Source organism: Pseudomonas sp. RL_5y_Pfl2_69, assembly GCF_963970465.1.
GTDB lineage: Bacteria > Pseudomonadota > Gammaproteobacteria > Pseudomonadales > Pseudomonadaceae > Aquipseudomonas.
Genome location: NZ_CAXAOU010000002.1, coordinates 562,125 through 577,790 on the forward strand (window position 1 = coordinate 562,125; position 15,666 = coordinate 577,790).

At 58.9% G+C, this 15,666-nt stretch carries 14 protein-coding genes; 12 read left to right on the forward strand and 2 right to left on the reverse strand.

Going from position 1 to position 15,666, the window contains the following annotated elements; all coding sequences use genetic code 11:
• Positions 1–17 precede the first annotated feature (17 nt).
• Positions 18–950 (forward strand): ABC transporter ATP-binding protein, encoded by a 933-nt coding sequence (locus tag AACY07_RS05885; protein WP_339473862.1) that lies wholly within the window; start codon positions 18–20, stop codon positions 948–950.
• On the forward strand, positions 947–1,726 hold the full coding sequence (locus AACY07_RS05890; protein WP_339473864.1) for an ABC transporter permease: 780 nt from the start codon (positions 947–949) through the stop codon (positions 1,724–1,726). The genes AACY07_RS05885 and AACY07_RS05890 overlap by 4 nt, the downstream gene beginning before the upstream one ends.
• An 89-nt stretch (positions 1,727–1,815) precedes the next feature.
• On the opposite strand, the gene AACY07_RS05895 is transcribed toward AACY07_RS05890, so the two are convergent.
• Positions 1,816–2,331: a DUF2062 domain-containing protein gene (locus tag AACY07_RS05895; protein ID WP_339473866.1), complete on the reverse strand. Its 516-nt coding sequence runs from the start codon at positions 2,329–2,331 to the stop codon at positions 1,816–1,818.
• 133 nt (positions 2,332–2,464) lie between these two features.
• Between AACY07_RS05895 and AACY07_RS05900 the strand changes: the two genes are divergently transcribed.
• From AACY07_RS05900 to murB, 7 genes are all read left to right on the forward strand, one after another.
• Entirely contained in the window at positions 2,465–4,681 is a 2,217-nt protein-coding gene (locus AACY07_RS05900) for a DNA internalization-related competence protein ComEC/Rec2 (RefSeq protein WP_339473868.1), read from the forward strand.
• A gap of 83 nt (positions 4,682–4,764) precedes the next feature.
• Entirely contained in the window at positions 4,765–5,400 is a 636-nt protein-coding gene (locus tag AACY07_RS05905; protein WP_339473933.1) for a MotA/TolQ/ExbB proton channel family protein, read from the forward strand.
• Positions 5,397–5,825 (forward strand): ExbD/TolR family protein, encoded by a 429-nt coding sequence (locus AACY07_RS05910; RefSeq protein WP_326398312.1) that lies wholly within the window; start codon positions 5,397–5,399, stop codon positions 5,823–5,825. The genes AACY07_RS05905 and AACY07_RS05910 overlap by 4 nt, the downstream gene beginning before the upstream one ends.
• Positions 5,825–6,835, forward strand: coding sequence for a tetraacyldisaccharide 4'-kinase (lpxK, locus tag AACY07_RS05915; RefSeq protein ID WP_339473870.1), 1,011 nt, complete (start codon positions 5,825–5,827; stop codon positions 6,833–6,835). Before AACY07_RS05910 ends, lpxK begins: the two co-directional genes overlap by 1 nt.
• Positions 6,836–6,860: 25 nt before the next feature.
• Positions 6,861–7,046: a Trm112 family protein gene (locus AACY07_RS05920; RefSeq protein ID WP_019827923.1), complete on the forward strand. Its 186-nt coding sequence runs from the start codon at positions 6,861–6,863 to the stop codon at positions 7,044–7,046.
• Positions 7,043–7,807, forward strand: coding sequence for a 3-deoxy-manno-octulosonate cytidylyltransferase (gene kdsB, locus AACY07_RS05925; RefSeq protein WP_339473872.1), 765 nt, complete (start codon positions 7,043–7,045; stop codon positions 7,805–7,807). Before AACY07_RS05920 ends, kdsB begins: the two co-directional genes overlap by 4 nt.
• On the forward strand, positions 7,804–8,823 hold the full coding sequence (gene murB / locus AACY07_RS05930; protein ID WP_339473874.1) for a UDP-N-acetylmuramate dehydrogenase: 1,020 nt from the start codon (positions 7,804–7,806) through the stop codon (positions 8,821–8,823). Before kdsB ends, murB begins: the two co-directional genes overlap by 4 nt.
• Before the next feature lie 79 nt (positions 8,824–8,902).
• On the opposite strand, the gene rne is transcribed toward murB, so the two are convergent.
• Complete coding sequence (gene rne, locus AACY07_RS05935; protein WP_339473875.1) at positions 8,903–12,148, reverse strand: ribonuclease E; 3,246 nt, start codon at positions 12,146–12,148, stop codon at positions 8,903–8,905.
• 721 nt (positions 12,149–12,869) lie between these two features.
• Here rne and rluC point away from each other — a divergent pair.
• From rluC to AACY07_RS05950, 3 genes are read left to right on the forward strand one after another with little or no spacing between them, the layout of a single operon-like run.
• Entirely contained in the window at positions 12,870–13,829 is a 960-nt protein-coding gene (rluC, locus tag AACY07_RS05940; RefSeq protein ID WP_019827927.1) for a 23S rRNA pseudouridine(955/2504/2580) synthase RluC, read from the forward strand.
• The gene (locus tag AACY07_RS05945) at positions 13,816–14,481 is read left to right on the forward strand and encodes an HAD-IA family hydrolase (protein ID WP_339473877.1); all 666 of its coding nucleotides are present in this window, start codon (positions 13,816–13,818) and stop codon (positions 14,479–14,481) included. Before rluC ends, AACY07_RS05945 begins: the two co-directional genes overlap by 14 nt.
• A gap of 20 nt (positions 14,482–14,501) precedes the next feature.
• Entirely contained in the window at positions 14,502–15,491 is a 990-nt protein-coding gene (locus AACY07_RS05950; protein ID WP_133075681.1) for a S49 family peptidase, read from the forward strand.
• The last annotated feature ends 175 nt before the right edge of the window (positions 15,492–15,666 follow it).

The following is a 15,666-nucleotide window of genomic DNA, read 5'->3' on the forward strand; positions in this document are numbered from 1 at the left end:
TTGGTGCGTAATCCGATATGAGTTCCGCTCTGTCCATACGGCAGCTAACCAAAACCTACGGCAACGGTTTCCAGGCCCTGAGTGGTATCGATCTGGATGTTGCTGAAGGTGACTTTTTTGCCTTGCTGGGCCCTAACGGCGCCGGCAAATCCACGACCATCGGCATTCTCTCGACCCTGGTAAACAAAACCAGCGGTACGGTGAATATCTTTGGCCATGACCTTGATCGCAATCCGGCAGCCCTTAAGCGCTCGATTGGCGTGGTGCCGCAGGAGTTCAATTTCAACCAGTTTGAAAAGACCTTCGATATCGTCGTGACCCAGGCGGGTTACTACGGCATTCCGGCCAAAATCGCCAAGGAACGCGCTGAAAAGTACCTGACGCAGTTGGGGCTTTGGGATAAGCGCGACACACCTTCGCGCTCGTTGTCCGGTGGCATGAAGCGCCGCCTGATGATCGCCCGGGCCTTGGTGCATGAGCCGCGCCTGTTGATTCTTGATGAGCCTACTGCTGGCGTGGATATTGAGTTGCGTCGCTCGATGTGGAGTTTTCTCACCGAGCTGAACGAGCAGGGCACGACCATCATCCTCACCACTCACTATCTGGAGGAGGCTGAGCAGTTGTGTCGCAACATCGGGATCATCGATCACGGCACCATTGTTGAAAACACCAGCATGCGCCAGTTGCTTGGGCAACTGCATGTCGAGACCTTTTTACTCGACCTGAAGTACCCATTGCAGGCGGCCCCGCAGTTGATCGGCTATCCGAGTCAATTGCTCGACGCCAGTACGCTGGAAGTACAGGTCGACAAAGCCGTGGGCATTACCGGTCTGTTCACTCAATTGGCTGCGCAAAACATCGAAGTGGTGAGCCTGCGCAACAAAACCAATCGCCTTGAGGAGTTGTTCGTGTCGCTGGTCGAGAAAAATCTGGCAAAGGTGGCGATATGAGCTCGGAGCTGCGCCCCAATCTGATCGCGTTGAATACCATCGTTTACCGCGAAGTTCGCCGCTTCATGCGGATCTGGCCGCAGACACTGCTACCGCCTGCGATCACCATGGTTCTGTACTTCGTGATCTTCGGTAATCTGATCGGTCGACAAATCGGTGATATGGGTGGTTTCACCTATATGGAGTACATCGTTCCGGGCCTGATCATGATGTCAGTGATCACCAACTCCTACGGTAACGTGGTCTCAAGCTTTTTTGGTGCCAAATTCCAACGCTCGATTGAAGAGCTGATGGTGTCACCGGTATCGCCCCACACCATTTTGATCGGCTTTACCGTGGGCGGGATTTTGCGCGGGTTGATCGTGGGCTTGATCGTAACCTTGCTGTCGCTGTTCTTCACCCACCTGCAAGTCCACCATTTGGGCCTGACCATCGTGGTCGTGGTGCTGACGGCGACGATCTTTTCGTTGCTGGGGTTTATCAACGCCGTATTTGCACGCAACTTCGACGATATTTCAATTATCCCGACTTTCGTGCTGACGCCGCTGACGTACCTGGGCGGTGTGTTTTATTCGATCACACTGCTGCCGCCGTTCTGGCAGAGCGTATCGCTGGCCAACCCTGTGCTGCACATGGTCAACGCATTCCGCTACGGCATTCTTGGGGTTTCGGACATCAAGATCAGCGTGGCCCTGACCTTTATGGTCGTGGCAACCATCGTGCTGTACTTCGGCTGTGCGAAGTTGCTGGTTAGCGGTCGAGGCATGCGTCAGTAGCATCCTGCCGCTGACGAGGTGCCAGGCTGCGAAATGGCCGAAGGACCTTCAGTGTCAGCTCATAAGAAAGGCCCCTTTTGGGGCCTTTTTTATGGGTGCTTGTTTTTGCGTCCCTTCCATTTACGGCTGACCCACCAGCGCCAATAGAGCATGGTCAGGCAGTAGGCCAGCGCCCCCAGCACCACTCCGCACACCACAGAACCCAATAGAAAGGGCTGCCATACGGTCGACAATTGGCCGCTGATCCATTCCCAGGTCAGCTCATCCGGCAGGGTGCGTGCCGGTATGTTCATCAGCCAGGCACCTGTCTTGTAGGTGATGTAGAACACCGGCGGCATCGTGATCGGATTGGTCAGCCATACCAGGCCCACTGATATCGGCATATTGGCGCGCGCGTTTACCGCCAGAAAAGCTGCAAGCAGCATTTGAAACGGCATGGGGATAAAAGCTGCAAAAATCCCTACGGCCATTGCTCGGGCCACGGAGTGACGATTGAGGTGCCAGAGGTTGGGGTCATGCAGTAAAGTCCCTAAAAATCGTAAGGACTTGTGTTCCCTGATCAGGGCCGGATCTGGCATGAAACGTTTGATTAAACGCCGTGGCATGGGCCTCTCCCTAGGTCAAGAGGGCAGTATGCCCAAATTCGACAGGATGCCTATTCAGACTTTGTGACAATTTCTTAAGCGCGGGTCCCCAATAACAACTAATCCGAGTCAAAGGGATAAGTTGAGTATAGGCATGTACACAGGGATGTTTGCGTTGGCGACGGGGCTTATTGCACTGCGGTTTTTACCCGTGTTGCCGTCGCCGGGGTGGTTGCTGCTGATGTTCATGGCGGGGCTGTTGCTGTTGGCTATTCGTGCCTGGCCGGTGGGGCTTTTTGTGCTTGGGCTGACGTGGGCTTGCGTCCAGGGACAAAGGGCGCTGGATGATCGCTTGCCGGCCGCGTTCGACGGCAGGACGCTTTGGGTCGAAGGGCATGTCGTCGGATTACCGCAGCAGACTGACAACGCCGTACGTTTTGAATTGCAGGATGCACGCTCGCGCCACGGCGCATTACCCACGACCATCAGGTTGAGCTGGTATGGCGGGCCGTCGGTCAAGAGTGGGGAGCGCTGGCGGCTAGCGGTCAAGCTCAAGCGCCCCAAGGGCTTGCTCAACCCTCAGTCGTTTGATTACCAGGCCTGGCTGCTGGCGCAACGCATCGGCGCGACGGGCGTGGTCAAGGAGGGTCAGTTACTGGCTGCGGCGAGTCATGCCTGGCGCGATGGCTTGCGTCAGCGTCTGTTGCGTATCGATGGCAATGGCCGGGAACCGTGGCTGGCGGCGCTGGTCATGGGTGACGGCTCTGGTTTGAGCCGTGATGACTGGACGCTGCTGCAGACAACCGGAACCGTGCATCTGCTGGTGATTTCGGGGCAGCACATAGGGTTGTTTGCCGGATTGATCTACGGGTTGGTCGCCTTGCTGGCGCGCTATGGCCTGTGGCCGCGCTACTTGCCGTGGCTGCCTTGGGCCTGCGGCCTGGCGTTTGCGGGGGCCACGGGATATGGCCTGCTCGCCGGTTTTGAAGTGCCGGTGCAACGCGCGTGCGTGATGCTGGGGCTGGTGCTGATCTGGCGCTTGCGGTTTCGTCATATGGGGGTGTGGTTGCCATTCCTGCTGGCGCTCAATGCGGTGCTGATTGTGGAGCCACTGGCGAGTTTGATGCCGGGGTTCTGGTTGTCGTTCAGCGCCGTGGCGGTGCTGATTTTCACCTTCGGCGGTCGTCTTGGGGCCTGGGGGTGGAGGGCCGCGTGGCTGCGCCCCCACGGGCTGATCGCCCTGGGTTTGTTCCCGGTGATGTGGATTCTCGGACTGCCCATCAGCCTGACGGGGCCGTTGGCCAATCTGGTTGCCGTGCCCTGGATCAGCCTTTTGGTGTTGCCGACGGCATTGCTGGGAACGCTGCTGCTGCCCATGCCCTGGCTTGGGGAAAGCCTGTTGTGGCTGTCGGGCGGTTTGCTCGATCTGTTGATCAAGGGGTTGGCCCTGCTGGCCGATGTTTTCCCGCCCTGGCTGCCCCCGGTCGTGCCGATTTACATATGGCTGTTGAGCGCGCTTGGGGCGCTGATCCTGCTGCTGCCAGCCGGGATGGTGCTCAGACCGCTGGGGTGGCCGCTGGTACTGCTGGCTGTCTTTGTGCCCCGCGAACAGGTCCCCCACGGCGAGGTTGAGGTGCTGCAGCTGGATGTCGGGCAGGGGCTGGCGATTGTCTTGCGCACCCGTAACCACACGCTTTTGTATGACGCAGGCCCCAAGGTCCGGGATTTTGATCAGGGTGAACGGGTGGTGGTGCCTGTGTTGCGTTCATTGGGAGTTAGCGAGCTGGATGTCATGTTGCTGAGCCACGCCGACTCGGATCATGCGGGCGGTGCGCTGGCGGTTAAGCGGGCAGTCCGCGTTGCACGGGTGTTTGGTGGCGATGTGGCGGGGTTGCCAGAACCGTTGCGGGCGCAGCCGTGTGCGAGCGGGGAGGGTTGGGAGTGGGGCGGCGTGAAATTCTCACTCTGGCAGTGGCCGGGGGCGAGCAATAGCAATCAGAAGTCCTGCGTACTGCAGGTGCAAGCACGGGACGAACGGCTACTGTTGACGGGGGATATTGATACCCATGCCGAGCGGGCATTGCTGCAAAGTCCGCTGGCCGTTCCTGTCCGCTGGTTGCAATCGCCCCATCACGGCAGCAAGACGTCGTCGTCGATGGCTTTTCTCAAGGCGCTGGCGCCTGAAAACGTGCTGATTTCCCGTGGGCACGGTAATAATTTTGGTCACCCGCACCCGCAGGTCATGTCGCGTTATCAAGCCTTGGGGGTGCAGGTGTGGGATAGCGCCGAGCAAGGGGCTGTGTGGTTTCGTTTAGGGGCGTCGGCACAGGTTGAGAGCATGGGTGGCCAGCGTCGGTTCTGGCGCGATTGATAGTGCTTGCGCAGGCGTTGGCCCCACAAGGTTCAGGGCAATCCTGTGGTAGAGTGGCGCACTTTTTCGAGGGGATTGTCACTGTGTGGGAACTGGTCAAATCAGGTGGCTGGATGATGCTGCCGATCATTCTGAGCTCTGTTGCCGCGCTGGGCATTATTGTCGAGCGCCTGTGGACCCTGCGTGCCAGTCGCGTAACCCCGGAACATTTGCTCGGGCAGGTCTGGGTCTGGATCAAAGACAAGCAGATGGACAATGAAAAACTCAAGTTGCTGCGCGCCGACTCGCCGCTGGGTGAGATCCTGGCCGCGGGCCTGGCCAACTCCAGGCATGGTCGCGAGATCATGAAGGAGTGCATCGAAGAGGCCGCTGCCCGTGTGATTCATGAGCTTGAGCGGTATCTCAATGCGCTGGGTACGATTGCGGCAATGGCCCCGTTGCTGGGCCTGCTGGGTACCGTACTGGGCATGATCGATATTTTCAGCGCCTTCATGGGGACGGGCATGACGACCAATGCTGCCGTGCTTGCAGGCGGTATTTCCAAAGCACTGATCACTACCGCCGCCGGTCTGATGGTGGGTATTCCGGCAGTCTTCTTCCATCGCTTCCTGCAACGTCGTGTCGACGAGCTGGTGGTCGGGATGGAGCAGGAAGCGATCAAGCTGGTTGAGGTGATACAAGGCGACCGTGAAGTCGATATGGTCGGGAGCAAAGCGTGAAATTTCGCCGCAAGCCTCGGGAAACGGTTGATATCAACCTCGCGTCATTGATTGACGTGGTGTTTATCCTGCTGCTGTTTTTTGTCGTGACCACGACCTTTACCCGCGAAACCCAGTTGCGCGTTGATCTGCCAGAGGCTGTCAGCGGTTCGCCCAGCGAGGATCAAGGCGCCAGGCAACTGGACATCGCCATCAGCGCGGACGGAGTGTTTTCGGTGAACAACCAGTTGTTGCCGAAGAATGATCTGGCGAGCCTGATGGAGGCTCTGCAGAAAGAGTCTGGCGGCGATACCCGCTTGCCGCTGTCGATCAGCGCCGATGGCAAAACCCAACACCAGGCGGTCATCACCGCAATGGATGCGGCCGGGAAACTCGGCTTCAGCCATTTGCGCATGACCACTGTCGAGGCGCAGGCAGCTCCCTGATGGCCATGTCCGATCGCCTGTTGCGCGCCTGGTATGCCGGGCATCCGCTGCTGATCCTGTTGCGCCCGCTGGAGTGCCTTTACCGTCGAGTGGTTGAGCGCAAGCGGGCGCGTTTTGTGGCAGGGGAAGGCGAGATTTATCGTGCGCCGGTGCCGTTGATTGTCGTGGGCAACATCACCGTGGGCGGTACCGGCAAAACGCCTTTGATCCTGTGGCTGATTGCGCATTGCCAGCAGCATGGCCTGCGGGTCGGCGTGGTCAGTCGTGGCTATGGCGCTTCCCCCCCTCAATTTCCGTGGCGCGTGAACGCTGAGCAAAGTGCCGCGCAGGCGGGGGATGAGCCCTTGCTGATTGTGCAGCGCACCGGCGTACCCTTGATGATCGATCCGGATCGCAGTCGTGCGGTCAGGGCCTTGCTGGCCAGCGAGCAGCTGGACCTGATTCTGTCCGATGACGGCATGCAGCATTACCGCCTGGCCCGGGATCTTGAGCTGGTCCTGATCGACAATGCCAGAGGCTTGGGTAATGGTCGCTGCCTGCCGGCCGGGCCGCTGCGTGAGCCGGCTGAGCGCCTGCAGAGTGTCGATGCGGTGCTGTATAACGGCGCTGCCAGCGACCCCCAGGGCGGTTTTGCCTTTCAGTTGCAGCCCACTGCGCTGGTCAATTTGATCAGCGGTGAGCGTCAGGCGCTGGACTATTTTCCTGCTGAACAAGCGCTGCATGCGGTCGCCGGGATCGGCAATCCGCAGCGTTTCTTCACGACCCTTGAAACGCTACACTGGCGGCCAATCGCCCATGCTTTTGCCGATCACGCGCCCTACAGCGCCGAGGTGCTGAATTTTACGCCGCCCTTACCCGTGGTCATGACTGAAAAGGATGCGGTGAAGTGCCGTGACTTTGCGTCACCCGACTGGTGGTATCTGGCCGTTGATGCAGTACCCTCAGAGGCCTTTGTCCTGTGGTTTGATCAACAGTTGCTGGGTCTTTTGCCCGATCGTCTTTTGACTTGATCCATCTTTATCCAGGGGAACCCTAATGGACACCAAATTGCTCGATATCCTTGCTTGCCCTGTTTGCAAAGGCCCGCTCAAGCTCAGCGCCGACAAGACTGAGCTGATCAGCAAGGGCGCAGGTCTGGCCTACCCGATCCGCGATGGCATTCCAGTGATGCTGGAAACCGAAGCCCGTACCCTTTCTGCTGATGAGCGTCTGGATAAATGATTCCGGTTTTTACAGTCGTTATTCCGTCGCGCTTTGCCTCAACCCGTTTGCCAGGCAAGCCGCTGCAAATGATTGCCGGCAAGCCAATGGTCCAGCACGTCTGGGAGCAGGCCTGTAAAAGCAGCGCGCAGCGTGTGGTGGTTGCCACTGACGATGCGCGTATTGTCGACGCCTGCAAGGCGTTCGGCGCCGAGGTGCTGTTGACCCGTGCCGATCACGAGTCAGGCACCGACCGTCTGGCCGAAGTTGCCACGCAACTGGGTTTGGCCAGTGACGCCATCGTGGTCAATGTTCAGGGCGACGAACCCATGATCCCGCCACAGGTGATCGATCAGGTTGCCGTCAACCTGGCCGCCCACAGTGAGGCGAGCATGGCGACCCTGGCCGAGGCGATCGATGATGTCGAGACGCTGTTCAATCCCAATGTGGTCAAGGTCGTCAGTGACATCAACGGGCTGGCGCTGACATTCAGCCGGGCCACGTTGCCGTGGGCGCGGGATGACTTCGCCAGTGCCCCTGACACCTTGCCGGCGGGCATACCTTATCGCCGCCATATTGGCATCTACGCCTATCGTGCAGGCTTCCTGCATGACTTCGTGAGCTGGGGCCCTTGCTGGCTCGAAAATACCGAGCGCCTTGAGCAGCTTCGGGCGCTATGGCATGGCGTGCGCATTCACGTGGCGGATGTGCTTGAAGCTCCGCCAGCCGGCGTTGATACCGTTGAAGACCTTGAACGCGTTCGGCGTTTGCTGGAGTCATGAGTTTGGACGTGCAGGTCAATGCGTCGCTTAAACCGTTCAACAGCTTTGGCGTTGATGTTAAGGCGAGCCTGTTTGCGCAAGCCCACAGCGATGCCGATGTGCGTGAGGCGTTACTGTGCGCGGTTGAGCACCAGTTGCCGTTGCTGGTCATTGGTGGCGGCAGTAATTTGCTGCTGACCGGTGATGTTTCAGCGCTGGTTTTGCGCATGGCCAGTCGCGGCATCCGTTTGCTGGCGGATGACGGCGACCGGGTTGTTGTCGAGGCCGAGGCGGGGGAGGTATGGCATGCCTTTGTGCTGTGGACTCTGGAACAGGGTTTGTCGGGGCTTGAAAACCTCAGCCTGATCCCCGGCACCGTTGGGGCTGCCCCGATGCAGAATATTGGCGCCTACGGCGTTGAGATCAAGGACGTATTCGCCGGGCTTACGGCCCTTGATCGACAGACTGGCGAGTTGCGTGAATTCAGCCTTGCAGAGTGCAACTTCGCCTACCGCGACAGTCTCTTCAAGCAGCAGGCCGGGCGTTGGTTGATTCTGCGGGTGCGGTTTGCCCTGAGTCGTGCCACACGTCTGCATCTGGAATACGGCCCTGTACGTCAACGTCTTACCGAGCAGGGCATTGACCGGCCGACGGCCAGCGACGTCAGTCGGGCGATCAGCAGTATTCGCAGTGAAAAGCTGCCAGACCCGGCGGTGCTGGGCAATGCCGGCAGTTTTTTCAAAAACCCGTTGGTATCGGCTGATCAGGCTGATGAGTTGCGCCTGGCTCACCCGGGGTTAATTGGCTATCCGCAAGCGGATGGCCAGGTGAAGCTGGCGGCAGGCTGGTTGATTGAAGCGGCGGGCTGGAAAGGCTTCCGGGAAGCCGACGCAGGCGTGCACCGTTTGCAGTCGCTGGTGCTGGTCAATCATGGCTCGGCCACCGGCCTGGAGTTGCTGGCACTGGCGCAGCGCATTCAGGCCGATATCCTGCAGCGCTTTGCCGTAGAGCTGGAGATGGAACCCAACGTTTACTGACGTATCAACCGGTTATCAAGCTCCATAAAAAAAGCCCCGCCAGTTCAGAACTGGCGGGGCTTTTTAGTGGCCTTGGGAATTAGGCGAGAGGTTTAGACTCGTGTTCCTCTTCCTGGGCTACGGCTTCGCTTGCAGGTGCAGGTGCATGAGCTGCAGCAGCGGCGGCTGCAGCAGCCTCTTCACGCTTGCGACGACGGACTTCGCGCGGGTCGTTAGGAGCACGACCGTTGCTTGGAGCGCTGACAACCGGGGCAGCAATCACGACTTCAACCACTTCAGACGCCACAACAACTTCAGCTTCAACTGGAGCCGGTTGTGCGGTGACTACGGTCTCGACTACAGCTTCAACCGCTACCACTTCAGGGGTGGCTGGTTCTGCTGCAGGCGCTGCTTGAACAACGGCAGGCTCGGCAACTGGCTCGCGAACAACTCGGACTTCCTTGGCAGGCTCCGGTGCTTTTTCGAAAGCAGGTGCTTCGACTGCTGGCGTCTCAACGACCGGGGTTTGCGCCACGACTTCGACTACAGGCTCTGGAGCCGCTACAACTGGCTCGGCAACAACCTGGACTTCAGGGTGTGCTTCTTGAGCCGGTGCAACTTCAACTTCCGGTGCCTTGATCGCTTCGATCGGCGTTACGGCTTCGACAACCGGTGCTTCTGCAACTGGCGTTTCAACAACCGTTGCTTCTACAGCGGCGGTGGCTTCAACCACTGGAGCTGGAGCGGCAGGTGCTTCTACAACAGCCACTTCCTGCGCAGCTTCAACGGCAACCACGGTTTCAGCCGGGGCCGATTCCTGGGTTGCTTCAGTCGCACGCTCTGCCTGTTGGTGAGCCTGGGCTTCAGCGGGGGCGCTGATGACCGAGCTGGCAACGGCTTCTGTCACGGCCAGACCGGCAGCGATTTCAAGGGTGGTAGCAGGAGCGTTTTGGGCGTTGCCTTCTTCGCTGTTTTCTTCCGAGCCTTCAATCACGTTGCCGTTTGCATCACGCTGACGTTCACGACGGTTGCTGCGACGACGCTGACCACGGGAGCGGCGACGTGGACGATCGCCTTCGGCGTTGTCCTGTGTCTCGTCCTGGGATTGCTCTTCGCTGGACAGCACTTCTTCGTCTTCAGCAGCAGCCACAACTTGCTCTTCACGTGGAGCGCGTTCTTCGCGAGGGGCGCGAGGCTGGCGTTCTTCACGAGGCGGGCGGGCCGGGCGTTCTTCGGCTACGACTGCAGCTGCGGCGCCGGCAACGACAGCAGGCGCTGCGTCCAGAGGCTCACGCAGTTCGCGTACGCGCTCTTCACGGCCTTCGCCACGAGGTTTGCGGTCTTCACGCGGTGCGCGTGGAGCGCGCTCTTCACGAGGTGGACGCGGTGCGCGCTCTTCGCGAGGTGCTTGAGCAACAACCGGAGTTTCTTCGCGGGATGTACGTTCTTCACGAGGTTCACGAGCAGCACGTTCTTCACGTGGTGCGCGCTCTTCGCGTGGCTTGCGTTCTTCGTCACGACGACCGTTGCGGTTACGGCTTTGCTGGCGGCCGTTGCGACGCTCTTCGTTGCGTGCAGGGCGCTCAGGGGTGGCTGGCTTCTCTACCACGGTCGGAGCAACAGGCTCTTCCTTGGAGGCGAACAGGCTCACCAACGACTTGACCAGACCTTTGAACAGGCTTGGCTCGGAGATGGTTGCCGCGGGTGCAGGTGCGGCCGGGGCAGCTACGGCTTCGGCAGGAACCGGGGCCGAGGTGCGTGGCGGTGCAGTTTTAACCGCGGCTTCCTGGCGAACCAGAGTGCGGGTAGCAGCAGCAGGCTGGACTTCTTCCACTTCAGCGGCAGCGGCAGCAATTTCATAGCTGGACTGGTTGGTGTGGGCTTCCGGGCTGTCATCACGCAGGCGCTGAACTTCGAAGTGCGGCGTTTCGAGGTGGTCGTTCGGCAGGATGACGATGCGGGCACGGGTACGCAGTTCGATCTTGGTGATCGAGTTGCGTTTTTCGTTGAGCAGGAATGCAGCAACCGGGATTGGCACCTGGGCGCGTACTTCGGCAGTACGGTCTTTCAGGGCTTCTTCTTCGATCAGGCGCAGGATGGCCAGCGACAGCGACTCAACGTCACGGATGATGCCGGTGCCGTTGCAGCGTGGGCAGACGATGCCGCTGCTTTCGCCCAGGGATGGACGCAGGCGCTGACGGGACATTTCCAGCAAGCCGAAGCGCGAGATACGGCCGACTTGTACGCGGGCACGGTCTGCTTCCAGGCATTCGCGGACTTTTTCTTCCACAGCGCGCTGGTTTTTGGCAGGGGTCATGTCGATGAAGTCGATGACGATCAGGCCGCCGATGTCGCGCAAGCGCAACTGACGGGCGATTTCTTCAGCCGCTTCAAGGTTGGTTTGCAGTGCGGTTTCTTCGATATCGCTGCCTTTGGTGGCGCGGGCCGAGTTGATGTCGATGGACACCAGGGCTTCGGTCGGGTCGATAACGATGGAGCCGCCGGAAGGCAGTTCAACGACACGCTGGAAGGCGGTCTCGATCTGGCTTTCGATCTGGAAACGATTGAACAGCGGAACGCTGTCTTCGTAGAGTTTGATTTTGCTGGCGTACTGCGGCATCACCTGGCGAATGAAAGTCAGGGCTTCGTCCTGGGCTTCAACGCTGTCGATCAGTACTTCGCCGATGTCCTGGCGCAGGTAATCACGGATGGCGCGGATGATCACGTTGCTTTCCTGGTAGATCAGGAATGGCGCGGAGCGATCCAGCGAGGCTTCTTTAATGGCGGTCCACAGTTGCAGCAGGTAGTCGAGGTCCCACTGCATTTCTTCGCTGCTGCGGCCCAGGCCGGCAGTGCGTACGATCAGACCCATGTCGGCAGGGGCAATCAGGCCGTTCAGCGCTTCACGCAGTTCGTTGCGCTCTTCGCCTTCAATGCGACGGGAGATACCACCGGCACGCGGGTTGTTCGGCATCAGAACCAGGTAACGGCCGGCGAGGCTGATGAAGGTGGTCAGGGCTGCGCCCTTGTTGCCACGTTCTTCTTTCTCGACCTGCACGATAACTTCCTGGCCTTCGCTCAGGACGTCCTTGATGTTTACGCGGCCTTCGGGAGCCTTCTTGAAGTACTCGCGGGAGATTTCCTTGAGGGGCAGGAAGCCGTGGCGCTCGGAGCCGAAATCGACAAAGGCAGCCTCAAGGCTTGGTTCGATGCGAGTAATACGGCCTTTGTAGATGTTGGCTTTCTTCTGCTCGCGTGCACCCGACTCGATGTCCAGGTCGTAGAGGCGTTGGCCATCTACCAGTGCAACGCGCAACTCTTCAGGTTGAGTTGCGTTAATCAGCATTCTTTTCATGTTGTACCGTCGGTTTCCGGGCTACCGGAAACGGCGTTCGGCACACACGACTTCTCATGGTCGGTGTCAGGTGCGTCAGGAGTTGTTGGCCACTCCTGTGTACAGCGAGGTTCGAACCTTGGGGTCGAAGTCGCGACTTACGCTTCCTGCTTGCTGTGGTGCTAAAGCACCTCTTAAGCAAAAGTCTGGTCAGGAGGAGGAATCAACCGGCGGCTGTGGACGAGATGAAGCGTCTTGATAAAGCCTATTGCTACACAGTCCGGCGGTTGTGCGTCTCCACCCTACACGTATCCCTGATAATTCGGGTGCTGCCGCGCGCAGAATCCGCAGCGGGTTGGCATTTACCGTGTTCTCCAAAAGGGGAGTTCACGCATCATGGCTAATAAAGGCAATGTTTCTGAAGCTTTCGCCCGAAATTCCCGAAGCTGACTGCACTTTGTGAACTGGCCGTGAATATCGGCGTAGAAGGGGAGTTTGCACTCTGCTTTCCAGGCTCGCTTCAGGCCTCATGTCACCTGCGCTTGTTACAACTCCAGGTCTTGCGTGTGTAGCGAAAGCCCCGTGGGACGGCCTCGCGTCCTTGTTAAGAGCGTTGGTCAGGGCCGGTGATACACCGTTAATCCTCTGTCCAGGCCGCTTTTGGCGGCGTTCGCGACTATAGCAGCAATGATTAAGTGCTTCAATTCCATAAAAAATTGTTATCATCGGCGCCATGACGACGACTACCCCCCCGACCCCCAGCGTCCAGCTGCTTGAGGTCTCGCCGGAATATGCCGGCCAACGCATCGACAATTTCCTGCTTGCTCGACTCAAGGGTGTTCCCAAGACCTTGATTTACCGCATTTTGCGTAAAGGCGAAGTGCGCGTGAACAAGGGCCGGATCAAACCCGAGTACAAGCTGCAGGCGGGCGACATCGTGCGCGTGCCGCCGGTTCGCGTGCCTGAGCGCGACGAGCCTGTGCCTGTGGCCCAAGGTTTGTTGTTGCGCCTTGAGGCGGCGATTGTCTATGAAGACAAGGCGCTGATTGTCTTGAACAAGCCGGCAGGCATCGCCGTGCATGGCGGCAGCGGTTTGACATTTGGCGTGATCGAAGCCTTTCGTCAGATGCGTCCTGACGTCAAGGAATTGGAATTGGTGCACCGCCTGGACCGTGACACGTCCGGCCTGTTGATGATTGCCAAAAAACGCAGCATGTTGCGCCATCTTCATGAGGCGCTTCGCGGCGACGGTATCGACAAACGCTACATGGCGCTGGTACGCGGCAACTGGGCGGCTTCGATCAAGCAGGTGCGTGCGCCGCTGATGAAGAGCAACTTGCGTTCGGGTGAGCGCATGGTTGAAGTCAACGAAGAAGGCAAAGAGTCCGTCACCGTGTTCAAGGTGCTGCGCCGCTTCGGTGATTTTGCAACCATGGTCGAGGCTCGTCCGATCACTGGCCGTACTCACCAGATTCGCGTGCATACCCTGCATGCGGGCCACTGCATTGCCGGTGATACCAAGTACGGCGATGAAGGCTTCTCCAAGGAGATCCGTGATCTGGGCGGCAAGCGGTTGTTTCTGCATGCCTACATGCTGACTGTGCCGATGCCCGATGGCGGTGAGATGAAATTCCAGGCCCCGGTAGATGAAATGTGGGCCAAGACCGTGGAGCGACTGAGTGTCCCCTACTGACTACAAGCTGCTGATTTTTGACTGGGACGGCACGTTGGCCGACTCCATTGGTCGGATTGTCACTGCAATGCAGGTTGCAGCGCAGCGGGCGGGTCGCCCTGAGCGTGATGCGCCGGCAGTCAAGGGGATTATCGGGTTGGGCCTGCCCGAGGCGATTCTGACGCTCTATCCCGACATGACGCCAGAGCAGGTGATTGCCTTTCGTCAGCACTACGCCGATGTCTACATCGCCATGGATGCCGAGCCTTCGCCGTTGTTCGCCGGGGTCAGGGAGTCGCTTGAGGTGTTCCGTGAGCAGGGCTATCGCCTGGCGGTTGCTACGGGCAAGGCGCGTCGCGGGCTGGATCGTGTGCTCAAGGCTCATGGGTGGGAAGATTTTTTCGATATCACCCGTGCAGCAGATGAGACTGCCAGCAAACCCGATCCCTTGATGCTCAATCAGATTCTGGCTCATTGCGATGTGCGCCCGGATCAGGCGTTGATGGTGGGTGATGCTTCCTTTGATTTGTTGATGGCGCGCAACGCGGGTATCGACTCTGTTGCGGTAGGCTATGGTGCTCAGTCAATGGAGCGCTTGCTGGCGTTTGAGCCTCGGTTGGCGATTGACAGTTTTCCCGAGTTGCGCGCCTGGCTGGATCGTCAGGTTAATTAAAGTCTTTGCTGGGGTAGTGCATGGTTGATCAATGGAAAGCGCCCTCTGCGGCTGAGTCGACTGTCGGTGATGCAAAAAGCTGGCAACTGCTGGAAAAAACCTTGTTGGCGGGTATTCAGGAGCAGCGCCGTTCGCGCCGCTGGGGGATTTTCTTCAAGGTCCTGATGTTCTGTTACCTCATTGCGGTGTTGCTGCTGTTTACTCCGCTGCTGAGCATGGAGCGAAGTGCGGTGGGCGGTTCGAGCTATACCGCGTTGATCGATGTGCGCGGCCCGATCGCAGATAAAGAGCCTGCCAGTGCCGATAACCTGGTTACCAGTCTGCAGGCTGCATTCGATGATCCAAGGGTCAAGGGTGTGGTATTGCGCATCAACAGTCCGGGCGGCAGTCCGGTGCAGTCGGGTTATGTCTACGATGAGATTCGTCGTTTGCGCGGCCTTCATCCCGACACCAAGGTGTATGCGGTGATCTCCGATTTGGGAGCTTCCGGTGCCTATTACATTGCCAGTGCTGCTGACGAGATTTACGCCGACAAGGCCAGTCTTGTCGGGTCGATTGGCGTGACGGCGGCGGGCTTTGGCTTTGTCGGGGCGATGGACAAGCTGGGGATTCAGCGTCGTGCGTACACTTCGGGTGACCACAAGGCATTCCTGGATCCGTTTGAGCCGGAAAAGCCGGACGAAACCAAGTTCTGGCAGGGTGTCCTGAATGTGACTCACCAGCAGTTCATTGACAGCGTCAAGCAGGGGCGTGGTGATCGCCTGAAAGACAAAGAACATCCTGAGTTGTTCTCGGGGTTGGTCTGGACCGGTCAGCAGGCGCTGCCTCTGGGGTTGATTGACGGGCTGGGCAATACCAGTTCGGTTGCCCGTGATGTGATCGGTGCAAAGGATCTGGTGGATTTCACTGTCCAGGAGTCGGCTTTCGATCGCTTCTCGAAAAAGCTCGGTGCCAGCGTGGCTGAGCAATTGGCGATGTGGATGGGCTTTCAGGGGCCGACACTGCGCTGATTGGTCTCTCTGCTCACAAAAAAAACGGCCTTCGGGTCGTTTTTTTTTGTGGTGTCGAGCGTTCTGTAGTCGCTGCCGAGGAGCGAAGGCTGCGACCGAGCGCGAAGCGTTCGCAAAATGGAACACCCGAATATGTCAGGTTCTACGCCCGCTTCGCGGCCGATCGCAGCCTTCG